This window comes from Sphingopyxis sp., from assembly GCF_016793825.1.
GTDB lineage: Bacteria > Pseudomonadota > Alphaproteobacteria > Sphingomonadales > Sphingomonadaceae > Sphingopyxis.
This window is the reverse complement of sequence record NZ_JAEULM010000046.1, coordinates 12,412-34,877: the sequence shown is the minus strand read 5'-3', so window position 1 is coordinate 34,877 and position 22,466 is coordinate 12,412. Positions and strand designations below refer to the sequence as shown.

The following is a 22,466-nucleotide window of genomic DNA, read 5'->3' as shown; positions in this document are numbered from 1 at the left end:
CTTTTGCGGAGTCAATCCGCCAGCGCGCGGATCGCGTCGTTTTCGTGGATATGGACGCCAGACGCCTCGTTGCCGATCAGCGCGGCGATCGCCTTCGCCACCGTATTGCCCGCAATCGAACGATACCGGCGCAGCGAGCCGTGCAGCAGCGCGTCGGCAAAGGGGGCCGCAACCATCGCCAACCCCTCGCCAAGACGTGGCGGCCCCGCCCGCTCGCCCTTCAGCAGGCCCGGGCGCAACAGGTCGACCCGATCGAAGCCGAGCGCGCAAAGCCCGTCCTCCGCTTCGCCCTTGGTACGAAGATAGAAATTGCCCATCCGCGCAGTGGCACCGACCGAACTCACCGAAATCACATGGGTCGCACCGCCGCGCTTCGCGGCTTCGGCGACCGCCAGCACGAGGTCGCGATCGACCGCGCGAAAAGCGGCCTGCGATCCCGCCTGCCGGATCGTCGTGCCAAGGCAGGATATCAGCGTCGCCGGCCTTTCCGCGGCGATGATCTCCGCCCAACGCTCGGGCGGCGCGACGATCAGTCGGTGCTGGCGTGGCAGATCGGCGATCTCCCGCCGTGCGATGACGGTCAGCGGACCGGCAGCATGATCGATCACCAACCGGCCCACCAGGCCGCTCGCACCGACGATCAGCGTATCAGACATGCGCCAGCGCCTCGGGCATGTCGCCCCGGCCAAAGATCTCGGCATAGCGGTCGATCGCGAAACGGTCGGTCATCCCGGCAATATAGTCGCCGATATGCCGCACTGTCGCGCTTTCTTCTTCGGGAATGCGCGACGACCAGTCCGCGCCCATCAAACGCGGATCGTCGGCGTAGGCCGCGAACAGACGTCCGATCACTTCTTTCGCGCCGGCCGCGGCAGCGAGTTGCGACGGGTGATGATAGAGATTGGCATACATGAAACGCTTGAGGTCGCGCTCGCTGCGCGCGAGATCGTCGGAAAAGCCGCCGAGGGTCCGGCCCGCGGCGCGCACTTCGTCTGCGCTCGCGACACCCGTCTCGGCAACCCTTGTCCGGGTCGCCGCGATGACGTCGTTGACCATCACGCCGATCTGATCGCGAACCAGTTCGCGCAGCAGTCGATCGCGCGGCGCACCGGGGAAGCGCGCCTCGACAGCCCGAAAATTCGCAGCGACGAAGGGCTGCGCCATCAATTGATCGGTGTCCAGCAGCCCGGCGCGCAGCCCGTCGTCGATGTCGTGATTGTCGTAGGCGATATCGTCCGCGACCGCGGCGATCTGCGCTTCCAGGCTGGCATGGCTCGCCAGATCGAGCGGAAATTCGCAGTCGATGTCAGCGAGCGCCCAGCCCGGATGACGGACGGGTCCATTATGCTTGGCGAGCCCCTCCAGTGTTTCCCAGGTCAGATTGACCCCATCGAACAGAGGATAGGGACATTCAAGCCGCGCGAGGGTGCGCAACGTATGGCCGTTGTGATCGAACCCGCCATGCGCGGCCATTGCCGCCTTCAGCGCATCCTCGCCCGCATGACCGAAGGGCGGATGACCGATGTCGTGTGCAAGACAGAGCGCCTCGGTCAAATCCTCGTTGAGCCCGAGCGCGCGCGCGATCCCGCGCCCGATCTGCGCGACCTCGATGCTGTGGGTCAGGCGGACGCGATAATGATCGCCATCGGGCGCGACGAATACCTGCGTCTTGTGGCGCAGGCGGCGGAACGCGATCGAATGGATGATGCGATCGCGGTCACGCTGAAAATCGTCGCGCGGCCCACGGACCACGCGCCCCGGTTCGTCCCGAAAGCGCCCGCGACTATTTTCGGGTCTGCTGGCGCAGTCGGCGACGCTCACTTGACGGGATCGACGTCCTGGCCGGCTTCGCTGTTGAAGAGGAAGCCGTCCCCGCCCGCTTTCTTGTATTCCGTCAGCCAGTCCTGCGCGGCTTTCCGGTCCTTGAACGGCCCCACGAGAAGCCGCCGCGTCTTGCCCCATTCGGTCGTGCCGCCCGACTTGCCCTTGAAGACCGCCGGGCTCTTTTTCGCGAACTTGCCGAAATCGGTGGCGAGCGCCTTTGCATTCGCGCCGGTCGCGACCTGCACCCAGATCCGGGCCGGATTGGCCTTCTTTTCCGCCGCCTCGGCCTTGGCCTTCGCATCGGCTTCGGCCTTTGCCTTGGCGGCAGCGTCATCCTTCACCCGCTTGGCGGCTTCGGCGGCGTCGGCGCGTTTCTTGTCCTCGCGCAGCTTCGCGAGCGTGTCGGCGCCGACCGCATCGTCGGCCTGTTCCAGCTCTTCAGGCGGAATCTCGATGGAGCTGGCAATCGCTGCGAGCGACGCAAGCGGTGCCGCCGGATCGACCGCCCCGACGGCCGGGCCGGCGACGGGAGGTGAAGGAACGGCAGCGACATTGGTATCGACCGGAGTTGGCGAGGGAACCGGCGCCGGTGGGGGCGCGGCCGCCGCACCCCTGCCCAGATCGTTGATCGAAAACCCCGGACCGATGACCGCCTTCTGCGAATCCGCCGCCGGTTCCACGACGGCGGGAGCGGGGCGCAGCGGCGGGGTACTTGCCGGGGCCGGCGCAGCGGCACCCGTCACGGGGCGCAGCGTGTCGCGGAACGGCGATTGCAACACGGGCGGCGTCGATGACCCACTGGTCGCCGACGCTGTCATGGTGTCAGGCGCTGGCGCCGGAGCGGCACTGGCAAGGCGTGGCGCAGGCGTCGGCGCAGGCGCGGGCGTCGGCTTTGCCGCAACAGGACGCGGTTCGGCAGGAACCGTTGTCGGGCGCCGCCCGGGCGGCGGAGTTGCCGAGGCTTGCGGCGCCGCGGCGGCCGGCTTGGGCGAACGCTTGCCGGTCGGCACTGGTGCAGGCGCCGGCGTCGGCGCGACCGCCGCGACCTGTACCGGCTTCCGCCGCGGTCCCAATTCGCCCGACGGGAAACGGCCGAAATGCGCCGCTGCGGCTTGCTGCGCCGGATTGAGCCGGTCCATCTGGGTCAGATAGGGCAGAATATTCTGCGCGAGCGCCGGCGGCATGGTCGCATTGACGATCTCGGTCGCCTCGGCGTCGCGGCCATTCATCGCGAGGATCATCGCCCGAAGACGCCAGGCTGCGCGATCCTGCGCGCGAAGCTGCGGCGTCAGCAATTGCACGGCTCGATCGGTCTCTCCGCTGATACCCAGCGACAAGGCATAACGGCGCGAGACTTCATCACTAGGGGCGATCGACAGCGCAAGCTGATAATCGCGTTGCGCCGCATCCTGTTGCCCCAGCAAGTCACGGGCGAGGCCGCGATCGGCCAGAAACAGCCGCTCCGATGCACCCAGCAGTTGCGCCTCGCCAAAATAGTCGAGCGCGCGGGTCGGGTTTTCCATATGGACCATCGCCGAACCGAGCGCCGCCTTCACGGCGCCATCGCGGGGGTTCGCCTGCTCGGCCCGGGTCAAAAACCCGATGCCGGCGCGATAATCTTCCAACTCGACAGACGCGCGCCCCGCATCGAGCAACGCGGCGCCATCATTATTGTTCGCCGCAAGGCGACCGAGCGCCGACGACAAAAGGCTGCGCGCCGCGGTGCGCTTGTCCATCGCGGCGCGCGTCGCGGCGTCGGGCTGTGCCGCCTGAAAAGCCGCGGCCGGGACGCAAAGCGCGCTCGTCAGCAAAAGCGCGCCGAACGCCGCGACGCAATGCCGTCCGCGCCCGCATCTGGCGGTCAAAGGACTGCGCCGCTTGGGTTCCGATCGCCACAGGGGCACGTCAAATCATCCCGCTTCCGGCCCTCCCCGCTCCGCGCGGCGGCCGCTCGATACCCTGTTACTGGTTGTTCTGCCGCCCCAGGAAGCGCGGGATATCGACCCCGTCTTCCTTCGTTCCTTCCGCCTCCGGCGCGGCCGACCCGCGCGACAGACGCGACATGCGTTCGAAAAGCGTCCCGCCGCCGATCGAGCGCGACGGCGCCTCTTCCGCCGCCGGTGTCGTAGGCGCATCCACCTCAGCCGACGTGGCGCCATATCCGGGTGCGGGCGCTTCGGGTTCGTTCAGCACGAGTTCGTCGCCCGTGTCGTCATAGCTTGCGGCAACCGTCGACAGTTCCATCGGCTCATCTTCGGCCTCGGCTTCGGAAGCAGGCGCCTCCGCATCCGGCGCCGACAACGAAAAGCCGGGCGCCGGGTCCGCATCGCCTTCCTCTGCAGCCACTTCGACGGCGACTTCCTCAACCGCCGGCTCAATCGCCTCTTCGGCGACCGGTGCACTACTGCGTGCCGGCTGGAACGAGAAACTGCGCGTTGCGGGCGCGGCCGGCGCATGTTCGCCAGTGCCGTCGATGCCGGTCGCGACGACCGACACGCGGATCTTGCCGTCAAGACTGTCGTTGAAGGCGCTGCCCCAGATGATGTTCGCGTCGGGATCGACCAGCTCGCGAATATGGTTCGCAGCTTCGTCGACTTCCATCAGGCGCATATCCTCGCCGCCCGTGATCGAAATGATGACGCCCTTCGCGCCCGCCATCGACACGCCATCGAGCAACGGGTTGGCGATCGCTTTCTGCGCGGCTTCGAGTGCGCGGCCGTCGCCTTCGGCTTCGCCGGTACCCATCATCGCCTTGCCCATTTCGCGCATCACGCTGCGCACGTCGGCGAAGTCGAGGTTAATGAGGCCGGGCATGACCATCAGGTCTGTGATTCCGCGCACGCCTTGCTGAAGCACTTCATCCGCCATGGTGAAGGCTTCTTTGAAGGTGGTGTTCGGATTGGCGACCAGAAAGAGATTCTGGTTCGGAATGACGATCAGCGTATCGACATGATCCTGCAACTCGGCGATGCCGGATTCCGCCGAGCGCATACGGCGATTGCCCTCGAAGGTGAACGGCTTCGTCACGACCCCGACCGTCAGGATGCCACGGTCGCGTGCCGCCTTGGCGATGACAGGAGCCGCGCCGGTGCCGGTGCCGCCGCCCATGCCCGCCGCAATGAAGCACATGTGTGCACCGTTCAGCGCTTCTTCGACCTGCGCGATGCTTTCCTCGGCAGCCGCACGCCCGACCTCGGGCCGCGAACCCGCGCCCAGACCCTGGGTGATCTGCGTCCCAAGCTGGATGCGGCGTTCCGCCGGCGAAGCGTTCAGCGCCTGCGCATCGGTGTTGGCGACGACGAAATCGACGCCCTCGACCCGCGAAGCAATCATGTTGGCGATGGCATTGCCACCCGCGCCGCCGACCCCGATGACCGCGATGCGCGGCTTCAGCTCATCGACCTGCGGCGGGCCAATATTGATGCTCATCAACTAATCTCCCTGCAGCGGCGGACCAGCGCCACTTCCCTCACCTAGCGACCCATCCGGACGTTAGTCCCACCGTCCGGGATTCTGCTACCGCATTGCACTATTGTGACGCGGGAATCATCCAAAAAATTAACCCTTTTGGCCTTTTGCGGCCTAAAAACTGCTTTTCAATGCTGCCATCAATCGGTTGATGATGCCCGCATTCTTCGGGCGGTAGACATCCTGTGCCATCATGGGCAGATCGCGAAGGTCCACGGGGTCCGATGCGGCATAGAGAACCAGACCGGCAAGGGTCGCGAAAGCCGGTCCCGCATGCGCATCGGGCAGGCCGTGCAACCCGCGCGGTCGGCCGACCCGCGCCGCCCGGCCCAGCGCGACCTGCGTGTAATCGGCGATGCCCTTCAGATCCGCTCCGCCGCCGACGAGCACCACCTGGCGCCCGATCGGTCCAACAAAATGAAGATCTTTCAGCGTCCTGCCGATCTCTCCCATCATCGCATCGAGACGCTGGCGGATCACCGTGACAAGCTGCGCGCGGGTGATGCGGGGGGAGTCGCTGCCCGAGGGAGCGCTCGGATCGAGTTCGATGATATCATTATTGTCGCGCGGGCTGGCCGAAGCCGATCCATAGAAGCTCTGAAGCCGCTGCGCCTGGCTGCGACGGATACCGAAGGCCGACGCGATATCATCGGTGATGTCGCTCGCGCCGAACGGCAGCGACGCCATTTCGACCAGCATCCCGCCGGCATAGAGCGACACGGTCGTCACCGCCGCGCCAAGCTCGACCAGCGCGACACCAAGGTCGCGCTCCTCGTCGGACAGGCAGGCGAGACCCGCTGCGATCGGCGAGGCGACGACGGCGTTGACGTCGAGATGCGCCTGGCGGACGGCCGCCTCCAGGTTCCGCACCGGCGCGCCGTCAGCCATGATGATGTGGATATCGACGCCCAGCCGGTCGGCATGAAGCCCGATCGGATTCTTGACCCCGGTCAGGCCGTCGAGCGTGTAGAGCGCGGGCTGCGCGTGCAGGATCATCCGGCCTTCAGGGTCGATCCCCGCCCGGCCTGCGGCAAGAAGATCGTCGATATCCTCCTGCTCGATCCGATGACCGCCCAATTCGCTTTCGATCGGGGCAACGTCGCTGAGGAGTCCGCCCGCGGAGAAGCTGACCCAGACATCGTCGATATTCAGCCCGGCGATGCGCTCGGCCTGTTCGATCGCCTCGCGCACGATATGCTCGGTCTGCTCCATGTCGGCAACATAACCGCGCTGGACGCCCCGACTTTCCCGCTGCCCGGTACCGAGGACGTGAAGCTGGCCGTCTGCCGTCTGCCCCGCGATCAGCGCGCAGACCTTCCACGAACCGACATCCAGCGCAGTAATGATCTTTTCGATGCGCGGCGGCGCCATGCCTCACCCCTTCTCCGCCGGGCCGGCAGCGGCGACAGCATCGACCGCGTCACGCGCATCGTCGAGCTTCGCGGGCGCCACCTGCCCTTCGTGGGGCAAGCGTAGCACGAAACGCGACGGGTCGCGCATGTCGAAACGCAGGATACCGCGTCCAAGCAACCGGTTGGCGCCGTCCATGTGCGCGAATTTCGCAAGCGCCGCTTTCGCCTCTGGCTCGCCTTCGGGAAGCGACAGCGTTTCGCCGCTGCGGAAGCGCAGATCCCAGCGCCGGTTGCCGACCCACGTCGCACCCGCCAGCAGTTCCTTGAGGCTGCTCGCTTCGGCGAGAAGACGGTCGAGATCCTGCGCGCGCTGGTTCGCTTTCGGCCCGATGACGAGCGGAAGGTCGGGCATGGTCCCGACGCTGACGGGTTCAAGGACTACGCCCTTGGCGTCGATCAGCGACAGGCGGCCCGAATGCTGCCAGATGGCGGCAGGGCTGCGTTCGACGATATCGACGACCAGCGTGTCGGGCAGGCGCCGCGACACGCGCGCATCCTTGATCCAGCCATATTGCATCAGATCGTGGCGGACATCTTCCAGATCCACCGCCGCCATCGAACGGTCCTTCTGCGCGAGCGCGATGTCATAGACCTTGAGCCGGTCGATCCGGTCGGCACCGACCACCTCGACCTTCTTGACCTGAAAGCCCGCACGCCCGACGGCCTGCGCATATTCCTCGTGAATTTTTGCGGTGACGCCGGTCGCATGCGCAACCAGCCCGACCGCGGCCGCGAGACCAAGCCCGATCGTCCAGTTGGCGACGCGCTGAAGCTGCTGCGGCGAGATCGGCAGCGCGTTGATGATCGCGTTGAGACGCGACTGCTGGACCTTCCGCCGCCGCCTCGGCGCGCGCGACGGCCGCCTCGGTGGCGCCTTGCCGCGCTTGATCTTCGTGCTGCTCATAACGCTTCCCCCACGATGCGTTCGACGAGTTCGGCATAATCCATGCCGATGGCGCGCGCCTGCTCGGGCACGAGGCTGAGCGGCGTCATGCCGGGCTGTGTATTGACCTCGAGCAGAAAGATGCCCGCAAGCCCATGTTCGTCGTCCCAGCGGAAATCGGAGCGAGAGGCGCCCTTGCAACCGAGCAGGCGGTGCGCCTGGAGCGCAAGGTCCTTCATGCGCTGCGCCACTTCGTCGGGCACCTCGGCCGGGCAGACATGCTCGGTCAACCCGTCGGTATATTTGGCATCATAATCATAGAAACCCGACTTCACCCGCAGCTCGGTCACGCCCAGCGCCGCGTCCCCCAGCACCGCGACGGTGAGTTCGCGCCCCTTGATGAAGGGCTCGGCAAGCAGTCGGTCGAACTCCTGCCAGGGACCAATGGCTTCGCGCGCGATCGGGTTCCCGTAGTTGCTGTCGTCCTTGACGATGGCGACCCCGACGGAAGAGCCCTCGTTGACAGGCTTCAGGACATAAGGGCGCGGCAAAGGGTCGACTGTAAACAGGCTTTCGCTGTCGACCATGACCCCCGTCGGCATGGGCACACCATGGGGCACAAGCGCCTGCTTCGTCAATTCCTTGTCGATCGCAATCACCGACGTGACGAGGCCGCTGTGGGTGTATTTGAGGCCCATCAGGTCGAGCATACCCTGCACCGTCCCGTCTTCACCCGGAACACCGTGCAGCGCATTGAACACCACGTCGGGTTTCGCCTCGGAAAGCCTAAGGGCGACGTCGCGGTCCATGTCGATGCGCGTGACCTTATGTCCGCGCGATTCCAGCGCGTCGGCGATTCCCTTGCCGCTCATCAGCGACACGTCGCGTTCGGCCGACCAGCCACCCATCAGGACGGCGACATGCCACGGACCCCGGCTCACTTGATGACTCCCACGCGCTGTATTTCCCATTGCAGTTCAATGCCGCTCTTGTCCTTGACGCGGCGACGGACTTCCTCGCCGAGCGCCTCGATATCGGCGCTCGTCGCCTCACCGGTGTTGATGAGGAAATTGGTGTGCTTTTCGCTGACCTGCGCACCGCCGACCGCAAGGCCGCGGCAGCCCGCCTCATCGACGAGCTGCCAGGCCTTGTGCCCTTCCGGGTTCTTGAAGGTCGAGCCGCCGGTCTTCGATCGCAGCGGCTGCGACGCTTCGCGGCTGGCCGAGATACGGTCCATTTCGGCCTGGATCGCGGCGGGTTCGCCGGACCGGCCGCGGAAGGTCGCGCCGATCACGACGGCCCCCTCGGGCAATTCGCTATGGCGATAGGTGTAGCCCAAATCGGCGAGCGACAGCGTCCGGCGCTCGCCCGAGCGCAGCACGACGTCGCAGTCGATCAGGATATCCTTGACCTCGCCCCCGTACGCGCCACCATTCATGCGCACGAAGCCGCCAACGGTGCCGGGGATCGAGCGGAGAAACTCGACGCCCGCAATGCCTGCGTCGCGGGCGGTCGAGGAAACGAGAATACCCGACGCGCCGCCGCCGCAGCGCAGCGTCGTCGCATCGATCGCTTCAACCTTGGCAAAGGCCTTGCCGAGCCGGACGACGACGCCCGGAAAGCCGCCGTCGCGTACGATCAGGTTCGACCCGAGGCCGAGCGCCATCACCGGGATCGCGGGATCGAGATCGCGCAGAAAATCGGCAAGGTCGTCGGCGTCCCTGGGTTCGAACAGCCAGTCGGCGGGGCCGCCCGACTTGAACCACACGAGCGGCGCCAGCGGTGCTTTCTCGGTAAGTTTGCCGCGGACAGCGGGAAGGGTTTCGGCGGCGCTCATCCAGCCTCCGCCGCCGCGGCAAGACCCGCCGCCATCTTGGTGATGTCGCCCGCGCCGAGGCAGATGATCATGTCGCCTCCCCGTAGGCTTCCGGCCTTGATCCCTTCGGCGACCGCCACGGCGAGCGCACCGGCGTCGGCGACGGTCGAGGCATGGCGATGACCGCGATCGCGGAGACCCGCGACCAGCGTATCCGACGACACACCGTCGATCGGGCTCTCACCCGCCGCATAGACGGGCAGCGCGAGCACCATGTCGGCATCATTAAAGGCCTGTTGGAAATCGTCCATATGGTCGCGCAGGCGTGTGAAACGATGCGGCTGGACGACGGCGACGACGCGCCCCGCCCCCGCGCCTTCGCGCGCCGCCGCCAGCACCGCACGAATCTCGACCGGATGGTGGGCATAATCGTCGATGACGGTGACGATGCCCTCGCCTGCCGCAATCTCGCCGACTTTGGTGAAGCGGCGCTTGACCCCGGCAAAGCCGTTGAAGCCCGATGCAATCTTTTCGTCCGACACGCCCATGTGCAACGCCACCGCGATAGCCGCGAGCGCATTCTGGACATTGTGGCGGCCCGACATCGGCAGGTGAATGCCCTCGATCGTCCGGCTGTTGCCGTCGCGGTCGCGGACGACGACGTCGAAGTGATTGCCATCGGGACCGGGCGTCACGTTCGTGCCGCGCACGTCGGCCTGGGCCGAAAAGCCATAGGTGACGATGCGGCGGTCGCGGATGCGCGGGATGATCGCCTGCACTTCGGGATGGTCGAGGCAGAGCATCGCGGCGCCATAGAAAGGCACATTCTCGATAAACTCGACGAAGGCGTCTTTGATCGCGTCGAAGCTGCCATAATGATCGAGATGTTCGGGATCGATGTTGGTGACGACCGCGATCGTCCCGTCGAGCCGCAGGAAGCTGCCGTCGCTCTCGTCGGCTTCGACCACCATCCAGTCGCTGGCGCCGAGGCGCGCGTTCGAGCCGTAATTGTTGATGATGCCGCCGTTGATCACGGTCGGGTCGATCCCGCCCGCATCGAGCAGCGCCGCGACGAGGCTCGTGGTCGTCGTCTTGCCGTGCGTCCCCGCGATGGCGACGGTCGATTTGAGCCGCATCAGTTCGGCGAGCATTTCGGCGCGGCGGACGATCGGAATGCGGTTCGCGAGCGCCGCTTCGACTTCCGGGTTACCGCGCTTGACCGCAGTCGACGTGACGACGACCGCGACCCCATCGACGTTCGACGCCTCGTGACCGATCGCAACCTTGATCCCGCGTTTGCGAAGTCCTTCGATAACATACCCGTCAGCAATGTCGCTGCCCTGCACCTGATAGCCGAGGTTGTGCATCACCTCGGCAATTCCCGACATGCCGATACCGCCGATGCCGATGAAGTGGATGGTGCCTATATCTGTCGCAACACCGCGCATCAGGCGTCTCCTGACCGGGTCGCTGCGACGCCGCCGGCGACCGCCGCGTTGCGCGAGGATGAACCGACGCGGATCACGTCCATCATCGGCGGCGCAGCGAGGGACTCGACCAGATCGGCAAGGTCGCGCGTCGCGTCGGGCAGGCCGCAGCGAGCCGCATTCTCCGCCGCGGTTTCCAGAGCGCCCGGCTCAAGCGCCATGCGCTGGATATGCTTGGCGACTTCGGCGGCGGTAAAGTCGGGCTGCTGGAACGAAATGGCACCGCCCGCCTCGACCAGGTCGACGACATTATAGGTCTGGTGATTGTCCATGGCGTGCGGATAGGGAACGAAGATCGCGGGTCGCCCGGCGCAGGCAAGCTCCGCCACCGTCGAAGCGCCCGCCCGCGCGATGACGAGGTGCGCCCAGCGCAGCCGCTCCGGAAAGTCCTTGATGTAGGGCGCGCATTCGGCCGCAACGCCAAGTTCGGCATATTTGGCGCGCACCCTTTCGATATCGTCCTCGCGGCATTGCTGGACGACCTGCAGCCGGTCGAGCAGCGCGCGCGGCAGCATCGCGACTGCGGCCGGGATGACATCGCTGAGGACCGTCGCTCCCAGGCTGCCGCCCACGACGAGCAGGCGAAAGATGCCATCCTCGGGAAGCGGCGGAAATCCGTCGTCGCGGATCGCGATGATCTCATCGCGTACCGGATTGCCGGTGATGTGCTTCTTCAGCTCGTGCCCCGCCGGATAGCGCTGGATATTATGATAGGCGACGGCGACGGCATCGACGCGCGGCGCCATCAGCCGATTGACGCGGCCAAGGACGGCGTTCTGTTCGTGGATCACCCTCGGGCGCTTGCTCGTCCCCGCCGCAAGCAGGCTGGGGAGCGAGGGATAGCCGCCAAAGCCGACGACGACGGCAGGATCGAACGCATCGATCAGGTCGATCGCCAGACGCCGTCCCTTGCGGATGGCAAGCGCCGCCTTGATCCACCCGACGGGGCCGCCAGACACGCGGCCAGCTGGAAGCACATGAGTTTCAAGTTCCACAGGCGCACCCGGAATCTTGAGACCGCGGTCGTCGCTGACCAACGCCACGCGGTGGCCTCGCGCAATCAATTCGCCTGCAAGCGCATAGGCTGGCAGCATATGGCCCCCGGTCCCACCGGCGGCGAGAAGGAAGTGGCGCGTAGCCGTCATTTCTTGTTCCAGTTTCCTGTCATCGACACCCGCGCGGCATAGGGGTTCCGCCGGGTCAGCGACAAGAGCAAACCCATGCCGATCGACAAGGCGATAAAGGAGGACCCGCCATAGCTGATAAACGGCAGGGTCATCCCCTTCGACGGAAAGAGCTGGGTGTTGACGGCCATGTTGATCGTGGCCTGTCCGCCGAACTGGGCGATAAGCCCCGATACGGCAAGAATGAGAAAGCTGTCTTCCTCGTCGAGCAGGCGCACAAGGACGCGAACGATGATCGCCAGGAACAGGATCGCTATCGCGATGCAGGCGATGATGCCGAACTCTTCGCCGATCACGGAGAAGATATAATCGGTGTGCGCTTCGGGAAGCTGGAACTTCGCAAGGCCCGCACCCGGGCCTGTGCCGATCAGGCCGCCGGCGGTCAACGTCGCGTGCGCCTTGTCGACCTGAAAGCTGTCCCCCTCGGCGAACAGCCAGATGTTGATGCGCTGCTGCGCAACCGGGTAAAAGAAATAGGCAAGGATCAGGCCCACGACGCCCGAGGCAGCGAGCGCCCCCATGATCCGCATCGACAGACCGGCGACCATGACGAGGACAAGCCAGGTCGCAACGAAGATGATCGTCTGACCAAGGTCGGGCTGGCCCATCAGCAGGACGGCGATGATACCGGTCAGGACAAAGCTGAGCGGCACGACCGGCAGGCTTTGGTCGTGGAGCCGCAGCGAAAGAATCCACGCAAGGGCGACCGCGAAAAAGGGTTTCAGGAACTCCGACGGCTGGAGTCGGAACATGCCGCTGCCAATCCAGCGCTGCGCGCCGTTCACCGATGTGCCGATCAGCGGAACGAGAAACAGCAGCGCCAGAAAGGTGATCGTCCCGTATATAGCAAAGCGCCGCGACTGCGCCTTGGGCAACATCGATACGCCCAGCATTACCGGAACACCGATCATCACCCACATCAACTGGCGATAGAAATAATAGAGCGGGTCGAGCGACGCCGTCGCGGTCGACAATTTCTGCGCGGCAACCGGCGAGGCGGCCGCGACCGCAACCAGCCCCGTCGCGATCAACATCGATACGAGAAGGAGAAGGACGCGGTCGATTTCCCAGAACCACAGGCCCAGCGGGGTGCGGTCGGCGCGGCTCAGCCGCGGCCCACGCCGCTTTGCCGTGCGCGTGGTGGCGGCGATCACCGGCCGTTCGGTCGCGTCCATATTGTCGATCCCCCCACCCATATCGTCATCCATGCTCCAGCGCCTGGACCAATTCGCGGAACCGGTCTCCCCGCTGCTCGTAATCCTTGAACTGGTCGAACGACGCGCAGGCTGGCGACAGCAATATGATATCGCCCGGTGCCGCGTGCGCGGCCGCCTGCCGAACCGCCGTCGCCAGATCGCCCGACCGCTCGACCGGAACAGCATCGCCGATCTCTGCCGCAAAGGACCCCATCGCTTCGCCGATCAGATAGGCGCGCTTCACATGCCCGAACCAGGGACGACAGGCCGACAGACCGTCGCCTTTGGCCTGCCCCCCGGCAATCCAGTGGAGACGCTGGTCCGGCGCCGGCGGAAAGGCCGCCAGCGCCGGCGCAGCGGAGGCCGCGTTGGTCGCCTTGCTGTCATTGAACCAGCGGGCGCCCCCGGCTTCGCCGACCAATTCCATGCGATGCGGAAGCGACGTATAGGTCGCAAGTCCCCGTTCGATCTGCGCGTCGTCGAGGCCCAGTATCCGACACACCGCGATCGCGCAAACGGCGTTCTGCGCGTTGTGCGGCCCCTGCAATGTCGGCCAGCGCGCCTGATCGGCCGGGTCGATATCCTTTGCCGACACGCGGTGGAGCCGGTGGTTGATGCGCCCGGCGATCATCTTCGATGGATCGTCATCGACGGCGACGATCGCAACCTGATCGCTATGCTGCAGCGCAAAGAGCCGTGCCTTCGATGCCGCGTAGCCGGCGAAGCCGTCGTAGCGATCGAGATGGTCGGGCGTCAGGTTGGTAAGGACGGCTACATCGCACGCGAGGCTATACGAAAGGTCGATCTGGTAGCTCGACAGCTCGAGGACATAGACGCCGCCTTCCGCGAGCGGATCGCGCGACAGGATTGGCAAACCGATGTTGCCGCCCATCAGCGCCGGCACGCCAGCGTGTTCCAGCATGTGCGTGACAAGCGCGGTGACGGTCGACTTGCCGTTCGTTCCCGTGATGCCGACGACCTTGTGGCGCGGCAACTGGCCGCGGGCTTCGGCAAACAATTCGATATCGCCGATCACGGGCACGTTCGCTTCGCGTGCATGCGCCGCGATCGGGTGACGATTGAGCGGCACGCCCGGCGACACGACGACTCCCGCAAAGCCGACGAGGTCGATCAGCAGCGGGTCGCCGATATCGGCGCCCAGCGCCATCGCCTCGTCGCGCGCTTCCTCGCGATCGTCCCACGCGGTGACGCCCGCGCCGCTTGCGACCAGCGCCTCGACCGTCGCGAGGCCCGAGCGCGCCAGCCCCAGCACCGCATAGCGGCGGCCGGCAAAGGCGCGCGACGTAATCACCGCAGCTTGAGCGTGGCCAGCCCCGCAAGCGCCAGAACGATCGAGACGATCCAGAAGCGGATCACGACGGTCGATTCCGGCCAGCCGAGCTGTTCGAAATGATGGTGGATGGGCGCCATGCGGAAGACGCGCTTGCCGGTGCGCTTATACCAGAAGACCTGGATGATTACCGACAGCGCCTCGACGACGAACAGCCCGCCGATGATGACGAGTACCAGTTCATGCTGCGCGGTGACCGCGATGGTCGCAAGCGCGCCGCCGAGGGCAAGGCTGCCGGTGTCGCCCATGAAGACGGCCGCCGGAGGCGCATTGAACCACAGGAACGCCAGACAAGCGCCGATGATGGCCGCAGCGAAGATCGCGAGTTCCCCCGCGCCCGGAACATGCGGAATGCCCAGATAGCCGGCGAATTTCACGTTACCCGACAGATAGACGATGACCAGGAAGGCAAGGCTCGCGATGATAACCGGAAAGGTCGCCAGCCCGTCGAGTCCGTCGGTCAGATTCACCGCGTTGCCGAACCCGACGATCAGCACCATCGCAAAGACGTAATAGAGGGGCCCCAGCGGGATCACGATATCGCTGAAGAAGGGCAGGTACAGGTCGGTGCCGGTGCGCGAGACGATCAGCAGCACCGCCACGCCCGCGATGACGAATTCGATCAGCAGGCGGATGCGTCCGGGAATCCCCCGGTGACTGGCCTTGGTCACCTTGTCGAGATCGTCGAGGAACCCAACCGCGGCAAACCCGCCGGTCACGAACAGGCACGCCCAGACGAAACGGTTCGACAAGTCCATCCACAGCAAGGCCGAAATCATCAGCGAAATCAGGATCATCAGCCCGCCCATTGTCGGCGTGCCCTTTTTCGCGAGGTGACTTTGCGGGCCATCGTCGCGGATCGGCTGCCCCTTCCCCTGCCGCATGCGCAGCATCAGGATGAAGCGCGGGCCGATCCACAGCCCGATGATCAGCGCGGTCGCGACCGCCGCGCCCGAGCGAAAGCTCAGATAGCGGATGAGGTTCAGAGCCCCCGGAAAGCCCAGCCATTCCGCCAGCCAATAAAGCATCAGTAATCCCCGTTGGTCAGCACCGTCACGACATGCGACAGGCCAACGCTGTTCGACCCCTTGACGAGCACGGCATCGCCGGGCCGGATCAAGTCCTTCAGCCGCTCCACCGCGGCCGAGTGGGCGGGCACATGCTCGAAATCGACCTGTCCCTCAAGCGCTTTGGCGAGCGGCGCCATCTCTTCGCCGACCAGCAGGGCGAACTGCACTCCGGCTGCGACGAGCGGAGCGGCAAGGCCCTGGTGATAGGCTTCGCCGCCCGGTCCCAGTTCCTTCATCGCACCAAGAATCACGACCCTGCGGTCGGCGGATTCGACACCGAACTGACCGATCGTCGCGGCCATCGAGGCCGGGTTGGCGTTGTAGCTTTCGTCGATGACGAGGATGTGCCCCCCGGGTACGGCGACCCGGTGTCGCGCGCCGCGACCGGTCAGACCCGCCATTTCCGCAAAAGCGAGGCCTGCAGCGGGCAAATCCCCGCCGACGGCCCTGACCGCGGCCAGCACCGCCATCGCGTTCGACACCCAGTGGCCGCCCGCCTGCGCGATGGTAAAGCAGAGGAGCGCCTCCTGCACCTGCGCGGTGACGAGCGAACCGCCTTGCCCGTCCGACAGCCAGTCGATGGCGCGGACATCGGCTCCTTCGCCAAGCCCGAAACTCACCACATGCGCCGCATGCTGCTCTGCCTTGGCGCGAAGGCGCGCATAATGCGGGCTGTCGAACGGCACGATCGCGGTGCCGCCGGGTTCCAGCCCCTCGAATATCTCGCCCTTCGCATCAGCGATCGCTTCCTCGCTGCCGAAAAATTCCATGTGCGCGGGGGCGATGGTCGTAACGATCGCCACGTGCGGTCGCACCAATTGCGTCAGCGCGGCCAGTTCGCCGGCATGGTTCATCCCCATTTCGAACACGCCGAAATCGGCCGTAGACGGCATACGCGACAGGCTCAAAGGTACGCCGACGTGGTTGTTGTAGCTTTTAACCGAACGGTGCGCCTTGCCGGGCCGGAATCGGTCGAGCGCGGCGAACAGCGCCTCCTTCGTTCCCGTCTTGCCCGCCGAGCCGGTGACGCCGATGATACGGCCGTGGCTCCGCGCGCGCGACGCGGTGCCCAGCGCGTTCAACGCGGCGGCGCTGTCGGCGACGCGGACGTGGGGATGATCGATCGGGCGTTCGCACAGGATGCCCGCCGCTCCCGCCGCAATCGCCTTGTCGATGAACTGGTGACCGTCCGCCGCTTCGCCCTTCATGGCGACGAAGAGGTCGCCCTTCGTCACTTCGCGCGAGTCGAAGGCAACGCCATTGACCGTGAAATCCGCGCTCGCGGCCCCGCCAGTCGCCGAAGCGATCGCGCGCGCGGTCCAAAGCGGGTTCATGCTGCCGCCTCGCGCACGACCGCGACATCGTCGAAGGGAATGACGCGCATATCGTCGCCGCGGCCGACAATCTGGCCCTGCTCGTGCCCCTTGCCCGCGATGCACACGATGTCGTCGGCGCGCGCCTCGGCAATCGCCGCGGCAATCGCCGCCCGGCGATCGCCGACGATCCGGGCGGCGGGCGCGCCCACCGCGATCGCCGCGCGAATGGCAGCGGGATCTTCGCCGCGCGGATTGTCGTCGGTGATGAACAGAACATCCGCCCTGGCAGCCGCCACCCTGCCCATTTCGGGACGCTTCGCCTGATCGCGGTCGCCGCCGGCACCAAAAACCAGAATCAGTCGCCCGGTAGCGTGCGGGCGCAGCGCGTCGAGCGCCGCCTCGATCGCGTCGGGAGTGTGCGCATAATCGACATAGACCGGCGCCCCGGCCCTGGTGATCGCCGCGCGTTCCAGCCGGCCACGCACGGGCTGGAGGCGCGCGAGGTTCGCAAGCGTCTGACCGACATCGCCGCCGGTCGCGACGACCAGCCCGGCCGAGACGAGCGCATTGGCGACCTGATAGGCACCGATCAGCGGCAGATTGACCTTTTGCACAAGGTCGCCCGCCGCGATGACGAGCGATTGCCCAAGCTGGGTCGGCGCGCGCGACACAAGGCGAAGCGTGTCGCCGTGCGTGCCCACGGTCAACAACCGGACGGCGCGCGCCTTCACGGCATCGATCACCGGGGTCGAATAGTCGTCGTCGGCCCAGACGACAGCGGCGCCATCCTGTTCGACGACCTCGGTAAAAAGGCGAAGCTTGGCCTGAAGATAGGCCTCCATCGTGCCATGATAGTCGAGATGATCGTGGCTGAGGTTGGTGAACGCAGCCGCCTTCACCTTCAAACCCTCTGTCCGATACTGGTCGAGCCCGTGACTCGACGCCTCGAATGCCGCATGGGTGACGCCCTCGGCGGCGAGCCCCGACATGTTCGACAGAAAGGTGACGATGTCGGGCGTCGTCAGTCCGGTCGACGCGCTGTCCTGCGATGTCGTGATGCCGAGCGTTCCGATCGACGCGGCATTGAAACCCGCCATTCGCCAAAGCTGGCGCGTCATCTCGACGGTCGAGGTCTTGCCGTTGGTTCCCGTCACCGCGACGCAGGTGGCCGGAAAGCGATGGAAGAAGCGAGCGGCGATATGCGCGAAGGCCCGGCGCGGATTGGTATCGGCGATGTGAAGCGCGCCCTCCACCTTGGCTTCCGGCCGCGCGACGATCGCGATCGCTCCGGCTTCTACCGCCGCCGCAATGAAATCCTCGCCATTGAACTTCTCGCCAACGAACGCCCCGAAGATCGTTCCGGGTGCGACTTTGCGATGATCGATGGCGAGCCCGGTCACCACCGGGTCCGTTCCTGCCAGACCATGATCGTCGAGCAGCGTGGCGAGGCGCATTATTGTGCCTCTCCGTCTCTCCGCACGAGGGGAATCAGCTCCGACACATCGACATCGCGGGTCTCGTCCGGGAAGACGCCCAGCATCGGTCCCGCCCGCATCACCACCTTGCGCACCACGGGTGCGGCGGTCCATCCAGCGGTGCGCTGGCCCGAACTGTAAGCGTTGCCTTTCGGCTCGTCGATCATGGCGACGACGATGTAGCGGGGATTGTCCATGGGAAAGGCGGCCGCGAACGTGGCGACCACCGAACTGCGGCGATATCCGCCGACACCCGGCTTTTCGGCCGACCCGGTCTTGCCCCCGACGCGAAAGCCCGGCGCATCGGCCTGCTTGCCGGTTCCGTCGGTCACGATCAGGCGGAGCAGCTGCCGCATCCGCGCGCTGGTCGATGCCTTGAATACGCGGCGGCCCTGCGGCGGCGCCTTGTCGCCAAGCCTGACCAGAGTCGCGGGGCGCCAGATGCCACCGTTGACAAGCGCGGCATAGGCGCTGGCCAGATGCAGCGGCGTCACCGCGATGCCATGGCCATAGGCCGTCGTCATCGTCGTCAGCCGGCCCCAATCCTTCGGCCACAGCGGAAAGGCGCGTTCCTTCAGTTCGATTTCCGGCCGCTTGTTGAATTCCAGGCTGCGGAACAGCGCTTCCATCTTTTCGCGGCCCAGCTCGTCTGCGATGCGCGCCGTCGCGATATTGGAACTCTGGATCAGCGTCTCGGGCACATTGTACCAGCGGCCCGGATGGCTGTCGCGAATCCGGAATCCCGCGATCGCCAACGGTGCACTAGCGTCGTAACGACGCGCCATGCTGGTCACGACGCCGTCGTCGATGGCGGCGCCGATCGACAGCGGCTTGAACGTCGAGCCCAGCTCGTAAAGATTGTAACTCACGGCGTTGCGGCGCGCCGGCGCATCGGCGGCCACCAGCTTGTTCGGGTTATAGGTGGGCAGCGAGGTCATCGCGAGCACCTCGCCCGTGTGGACATCCAGAATGATGCCAGCCCCGCCGATGGCCTCCAGATTGGTCACGGCATTGCCGAGTTCGCTTTCGAGCACACCCTGAACGCGCGCGTCGATCGACAGCGCCAGCGGCTGGCTGCGCGTCGCCTGATCGGTGAGCTGCTTGTCGAACGCCCCCTCGATTCCCGTGACGCCATGCCCCTCGGCATCGGTAAACCCGAGGACATGCGCCGCAAGCGACAGTTGCGGGTAGAGCCGTTCCTTCTCGCGCGGAAAGTCGAAACCGATGTCTCCGATCGCATTAACCGCCGCGACCTGATCGGGCAGCGCGCGGCGGCGGATATAGGTCGGCTTCGACCCCGACAGTTTCGCGACAAACTCTTCGCGCGGGGTGTCGGGGAAGATCTTGACCAGTTCGTCAGCCAGATATTGCCGGTTGTTGAGCAATTTGGTCGGCACGACGCGGATCGAATAGCCGTCGATCGTCCGCGCCAGCGGCACGCCGTTGCGATCGACGATGTCGGCGCGCGCCGGAACGAACGCCGCCGACCCATTACCATGACCCGACGACGTGTCGAAGAGCGCGAAATAGAGCAGGCGCACCGACACAAGAAAAAATGCCGCCATGAACAGCAGCATCAGCATCATCAGACGCTGCTGCGCGGTCAGCAGGATCTGCTGCCGCACCCCTGCGGTTCGTACCCGGGTCGGACGGACGACCAGCGTGTTCATTGCGCCGATTTGCCCTCCTTGGCTTCGCGGGCCGCCGCGCGCTTCAGGTCGGCGAGCGTGGATTCGGCAAGGAGTTGATCCTCGATCATCTTGAGCTGTTCGCGGCGGCGCGTCGGCGCCAGGCGCGGGGCGCTGTCGGTGCGCACGCTGGTCTCGGCCTGAGCCAGGACGACGGGCTTCTGCGCGGCGGGCTTGCTCTCCGCAGCATTTTCCTTCGGCGCCGCGGGCGTGCCGACCGGCGAGACCATTGCCATCAACACCGGCGCGACCTCGTTGGCGCCGCGGGCGCGGGGCACGCGATCGAGCGAGGCAAGCTGGCGTTCGCTCGCCAGATACTGCGACGCCGACGGCGCCGAATAGCCGAAGCTTTCGGCGTTCCACTGTTCGAGCTGGCGCATCGACGCCCGCACCGCGAGTTCCGATTCAAGATAGCGGATGTTGCTTTGCGTGCGGTCGATCTGCTTTTCGATGCGCGTGAGTTCGCTCCGCGTCGCCGCGACCTTGAGCGACACCGGATAGAGCGCCATCGCGAAGATCAGCACGAGCAGCACCAGCCCAATTCCCTGCAGTTTGCGCGCCGCCATCAGCATGACATTGCCTCCTTCGTCGAATGTCCGGGCATCGGGGTTCCGGGCCATGCGGGCGCCGCCGTGCGAACGGCACTGCGCAGAGTGGCCGAACGCGCCCGCGGGTTGCGTGCTTCCTCGGCCTTGCCCGGGCGCACTTTCCGCGCCGGAGGCTCGAAAGTCGCGGCCTGAGCCAGCGCAGGACGCGCGGGCCGGTGACGCGATCCGGCGGCGTCGCCACCACTCCGTTCGCGCAGGAAATTCTTGACGATCCGGTCTTCGGTGCTGTGAAAGCTGACCACCGCGAGCCGGCCGCCGGGACGCAGCACGCGCTCCGCCGCCGCAAGCCCCTCGGCCAGTTCGTCGAGTTCACGGTTGATATGAATCCGGATCGCCTGAAAGCTTTTCGTCGCCGGATCCTTCGGCGCGCCCGGCGGGTGGCGCAGCGCCTTGCGGATCACCGTGGCAAGCTCTCCCGTCCGGGACAGCGGCCGTGCGGCGACGATCGCGCGCGCCACGCGGCGCGACTGGCGTTCGTCGCCATAGTGATAGAGTATGTCGGCGATTTCTTCCTCGTCGGCGCGATTCAGCCACTCGGCCGCGCTTTCGCCCTCCTGCGCCATGCGCATGTCGAGCGGGCCGTCGGACTGAAAGGAAAAGCCGCGCTCGCCGCGGTCGAGTTGCATCGATGAAACGCCGATGTCGAAGGTTATGCCGTCGACCGCCTCGATCCCGCGCTCGGCGAGCAACCGGTCGATCTCGCCAAAGCGACCGTGGATCAAGGTCAGGCGGCCGCCGGCCGACTGGACCAGCGCCGCCCCTTCGGCAATGGCGTCGGGGTCGCGATCGCAGGCGATCACCTCGGCACCGGCCTCGATCATCGCGCGCGTGTAGCCGCCGGCGCCGAAGGTCGCGTCGACGTGGCGCTCGCCGGCAACGATGGCGAGCGCGGCGACGACTTCCTCGCGGAGAACCGGATCATGGCGGGGATCGCGGGAAAGATCGCTCACTTGCGCCCCTTCCCCTTGGTCTCGTCCCAGGCGGCCGCGAGCCGGCGCAGCACCGGGTCCGCCTCGGCGCACTCGGCCAGCGTCGGCAGCCACCAGATTTCGAAGCGGCGGCCCGAACCCACGAAGGCGGTGGCGCCGACGTCGCCAACACGGTCCCGCGCGGTGAAGTTGGGAAGAAAGCGCCCGCTGTCGTCGAGCGTATAGGCTTCGGTATAGCTGAAGCGTTTCTTGAACGCCTCATCCTCGTCGAAATCGAGATTGCGCGCCAGCGCGGTCTCGCGATCGCGTTCGATCTCGTCCGACAGTCGGTCGTACTGATCCTGACCATAAGCGACAAGGCATGGGAGTTTCTCATGAAACCCGACCCAAAGCACCCGTTGGCCGTCCGCATTGAGGGGCACATTGTTGCGGAACTGCGACGGGACGGCAGTGCGTCCCTTGCCATCGATCGCGGCGAAGTTGGTGCCCGAATACCGGCCGGGCGTAACAACCGCCATCGCTGTAGCCCCCCGCTTCGCGCCTCAGGGCAATACTTTCCTGCGCCCGGAATCACCGATTCCGCTCCAAAAAGACTCAGGTGGAGATTGCCCCTCTCCGACTCCTGCCTATCAACTCTCTTTCAGGGTGAAAAGGGGAAATTTAGGGTGAAATAGGGTAATTACGCCCCAAAAGCGGAAATTTGAGACGAAAAGCACGATCCTTGGGGTCCGGCGACACTTGTCGGAGCCGGAAGTTGAG

At 65.9% G+C, this 22,466-nt stretch carries 19 protein-coding genes; all 19 read right to left on the bottom strand.

The genetic code is table 11. The features are described 5' to 3' along the window. Nucleotides 1-11 precede the first annotated feature (11 nt). Nucleotides 12-656: an NAD-dependent epimerase/dehydratase family protein gene (locus JNM03_RS15875; protein ID WP_294038062.1), complete on the bottom strand. Its 645-nt coding sequence runs from the start codon at nt 654-656 to the stop codon at nt 12-14. Next, nucleotides 649-1,821, bottom strand: a complete 1,173-nt coding sequence (locus JNM03_RS15870) for a deoxyguanosinetriphosphate triphosphohydrolase (RefSeq protein WP_294038061.1) — start codon at nt 1,819-1,821, stop codon at nt 649-651. The genes JNM03_RS15875 and JNM03_RS15870 overlap by 8 nt, the downstream gene beginning before the upstream one ends. Then, the gene (locus tag JNM03_RS15865) at nt 1,818-3,689 is read right to left on the bottom strand and encodes an SPOR domain-containing protein (protein ID WP_294038060.1); all 1,872 of its coding nucleotides are present in this window, start codon (nt 3,687-3,689) and stop codon (nt 1,818-1,820) included. The genes JNM03_RS15870 and JNM03_RS15865 overlap by 4 nt, the downstream gene beginning before the upstream one ends. Before the next feature lie 97 nt (nt 3,690-3,786). After that, entirely contained in the window at nt 3,787-5,253 is a 1,467-nt protein-coding gene (ftsZ, locus tag JNM03_RS15860) for a cell division protein FtsZ (RefSeq protein ID WP_294038059.1), read from the bottom strand. Nucleotides 5,254-5,406: 153 nt separating this feature from the next. Further along, nucleotides 5,407-6,663: a cell division protein FtsA gene (gene ftsA / locus JNM03_RS15855; protein ID WP_294038058.1), complete on the bottom strand. Its 1,257-nt coding sequence runs from the start codon at nt 6,661-6,663 to the stop codon at nt 5,407-5,409. 3 nt (nt 6,664-6,666) lie between these two features. Continuing rightward, complete coding sequence (locus JNM03_RS15850; protein ID WP_294038057.1) at nt 6,667-7,608, bottom strand: cell division protein FtsQ/DivIB; 942 nt, start codon at nt 7,606-7,608, stop codon at nt 6,667-6,669. Continuing rightward, on the bottom strand, nt 7,605-8,528 hold the full coding sequence (locus JNM03_RS15845; RefSeq protein WP_294038056.1) for a D-alanine--D-alanine ligase: 924 nt from the start codon (nt 8,526-8,528) through the stop codon (nt 7,605-7,607). Before JNM03_RS15845 ends, JNM03_RS15850 begins: the two co-directional genes overlap by 4 nt. Next, the gene (gene murB, locus JNM03_RS15840) at nt 8,525-9,424 is read right to left on the bottom strand and encodes a UDP-N-acetylmuramate dehydrogenase (RefSeq protein WP_294038055.1); all 900 of its coding nucleotides are present in this window, start codon (nt 9,422-9,424) and stop codon (nt 8,525-8,527) included. The genes JNM03_RS15845 and murB overlap by 4 nt, the downstream gene beginning before the upstream one ends. Beyond that, nucleotides 9,421-10,851, bottom strand: a complete 1,431-nt coding sequence (gene murC / locus JNM03_RS15835) for a UDP-N-acetylmuramate--L-alanine ligase (protein ID WP_294038054.1) — start codon at nt 10,849-10,851, stop codon at nt 9,421-9,423. Before murC ends, murB begins: the two co-directional genes overlap by 4 nt. Next, nucleotides 10,851-12,035: an undecaprenyldiphospho-muramoylpentapeptide beta-N-acetylglucosaminyltransferase gene (gene murG / locus JNM03_RS15830; protein ID WP_294038053.1), complete on the bottom strand. Its 1,185-nt coding sequence runs from the start codon at nt 12,033-12,035 to the stop codon at nt 10,851-10,853. Before murG ends, murC begins: the two co-directional genes overlap by 1 nt. Then, the gene (locus JNM03_RS15825) at nt 12,032-13,282 is read right to left on the bottom strand and encodes an FtsW/RodA/SpoVE family cell cycle protein (protein ID WP_294038052.1); all 1,251 of its coding nucleotides are present in this window, start codon (nt 13,280-13,282) and stop codon (nt 12,032-12,034) included. Before JNM03_RS15825 ends, murG begins: the two co-directional genes overlap by 4 nt. Continuing rightward, the gene (gene murD, locus JNM03_RS15820) at nt 13,275-14,582 is read right to left on the bottom strand and encodes a UDP-N-acetylmuramoyl-L-alanine--D-glutamate ligase (RefSeq protein WP_294038051.1); all 1,308 of its coding nucleotides are present in this window, start codon (nt 14,580-14,582) and stop codon (nt 13,275-13,277) included. Before murD ends, JNM03_RS15825 begins: the two co-directional genes overlap by 8 nt. Continuing rightward, a complete protein-coding gene (mraY, locus tag JNM03_RS15815) occupies nt 14,579-15,649 on the bottom strand; it encodes a phospho-N-acetylmuramoyl-pentapeptide-transferase (protein ID WP_294038050.1) in 1,071 nt (356 codons plus the stop codon). Before mraY ends, murD begins: the two co-directional genes overlap by 4 nt. Next, the gene (gene murF / locus JNM03_RS15810) at nt 15,649-17,025 is read right to left on the bottom strand and encodes a UDP-N-acetylmuramoyl-tripeptide--D-alanyl-D-alanine ligase (RefSeq protein WP_294038049.1); all 1,377 of its coding nucleotides are present in this window, start codon (nt 17,023-17,025) and stop codon (nt 15,649-15,651) included. The genes mraY and murF overlap by 1 nt, the downstream gene beginning before the upstream one ends. Beyond that, nucleotides 17,022-18,461, bottom strand: coding sequence for a UDP-N-acetylmuramoyl-L-alanyl-D-glutamate--2,6-diaminopimelate ligase (locus JNM03_RS15805; protein ID WP_294038047.1), 1,440 nt, complete (start codon nt 18,459-18,461; stop codon nt 17,022-17,024). Before JNM03_RS15805 ends, murF begins: the two co-directional genes overlap by 4 nt. After that, nucleotides 18,461-20,152, bottom strand: coding sequence for a penicillin-binding protein 2 (locus JNM03_RS15800; protein WP_294038046.1), 1,692 nt, complete (start codon nt 20,150-20,152; stop codon nt 18,461-18,463). Before JNM03_RS15800 ends, JNM03_RS15805 begins: the two co-directional genes overlap by 1 nt. Beyond that, entirely contained in the window at nt 20,149-20,742 is a 594-nt protein-coding gene (locus JNM03_RS15795; RefSeq protein ID WP_294038044.1) for a hypothetical protein, read from the bottom strand. Before JNM03_RS15795 ends, JNM03_RS15800 begins: the two co-directional genes overlap by 4 nt. Further along, nucleotides 20,736-21,728 (bottom strand): 16S rRNA (cytosine(1402)-N(4))-methyltransferase RsmH, encoded by a 993-nt coding sequence (gene rsmH, locus JNM03_RS15790; RefSeq protein WP_294038042.1) that lies wholly within the window; start codon nt 21,726-21,728, stop codon nt 20,736-20,738. Before rsmH ends, JNM03_RS15795 begins: the two co-directional genes overlap by 7 nt. Further along, nucleotides 21,725-22,225, bottom strand: coding sequence for a division/cell wall cluster transcriptional repressor MraZ (locus JNM03_RS15785; RefSeq protein ID WP_294038040.1), 501 nt, complete (start codon nt 22,223-22,225; stop codon nt 21,725-21,727). The genes rsmH and JNM03_RS15785 overlap by 4 nt, the downstream gene beginning before the upstream one ends. Between the last annotated feature and the right edge of the window lie 241 nt (nt 22,226-22,466).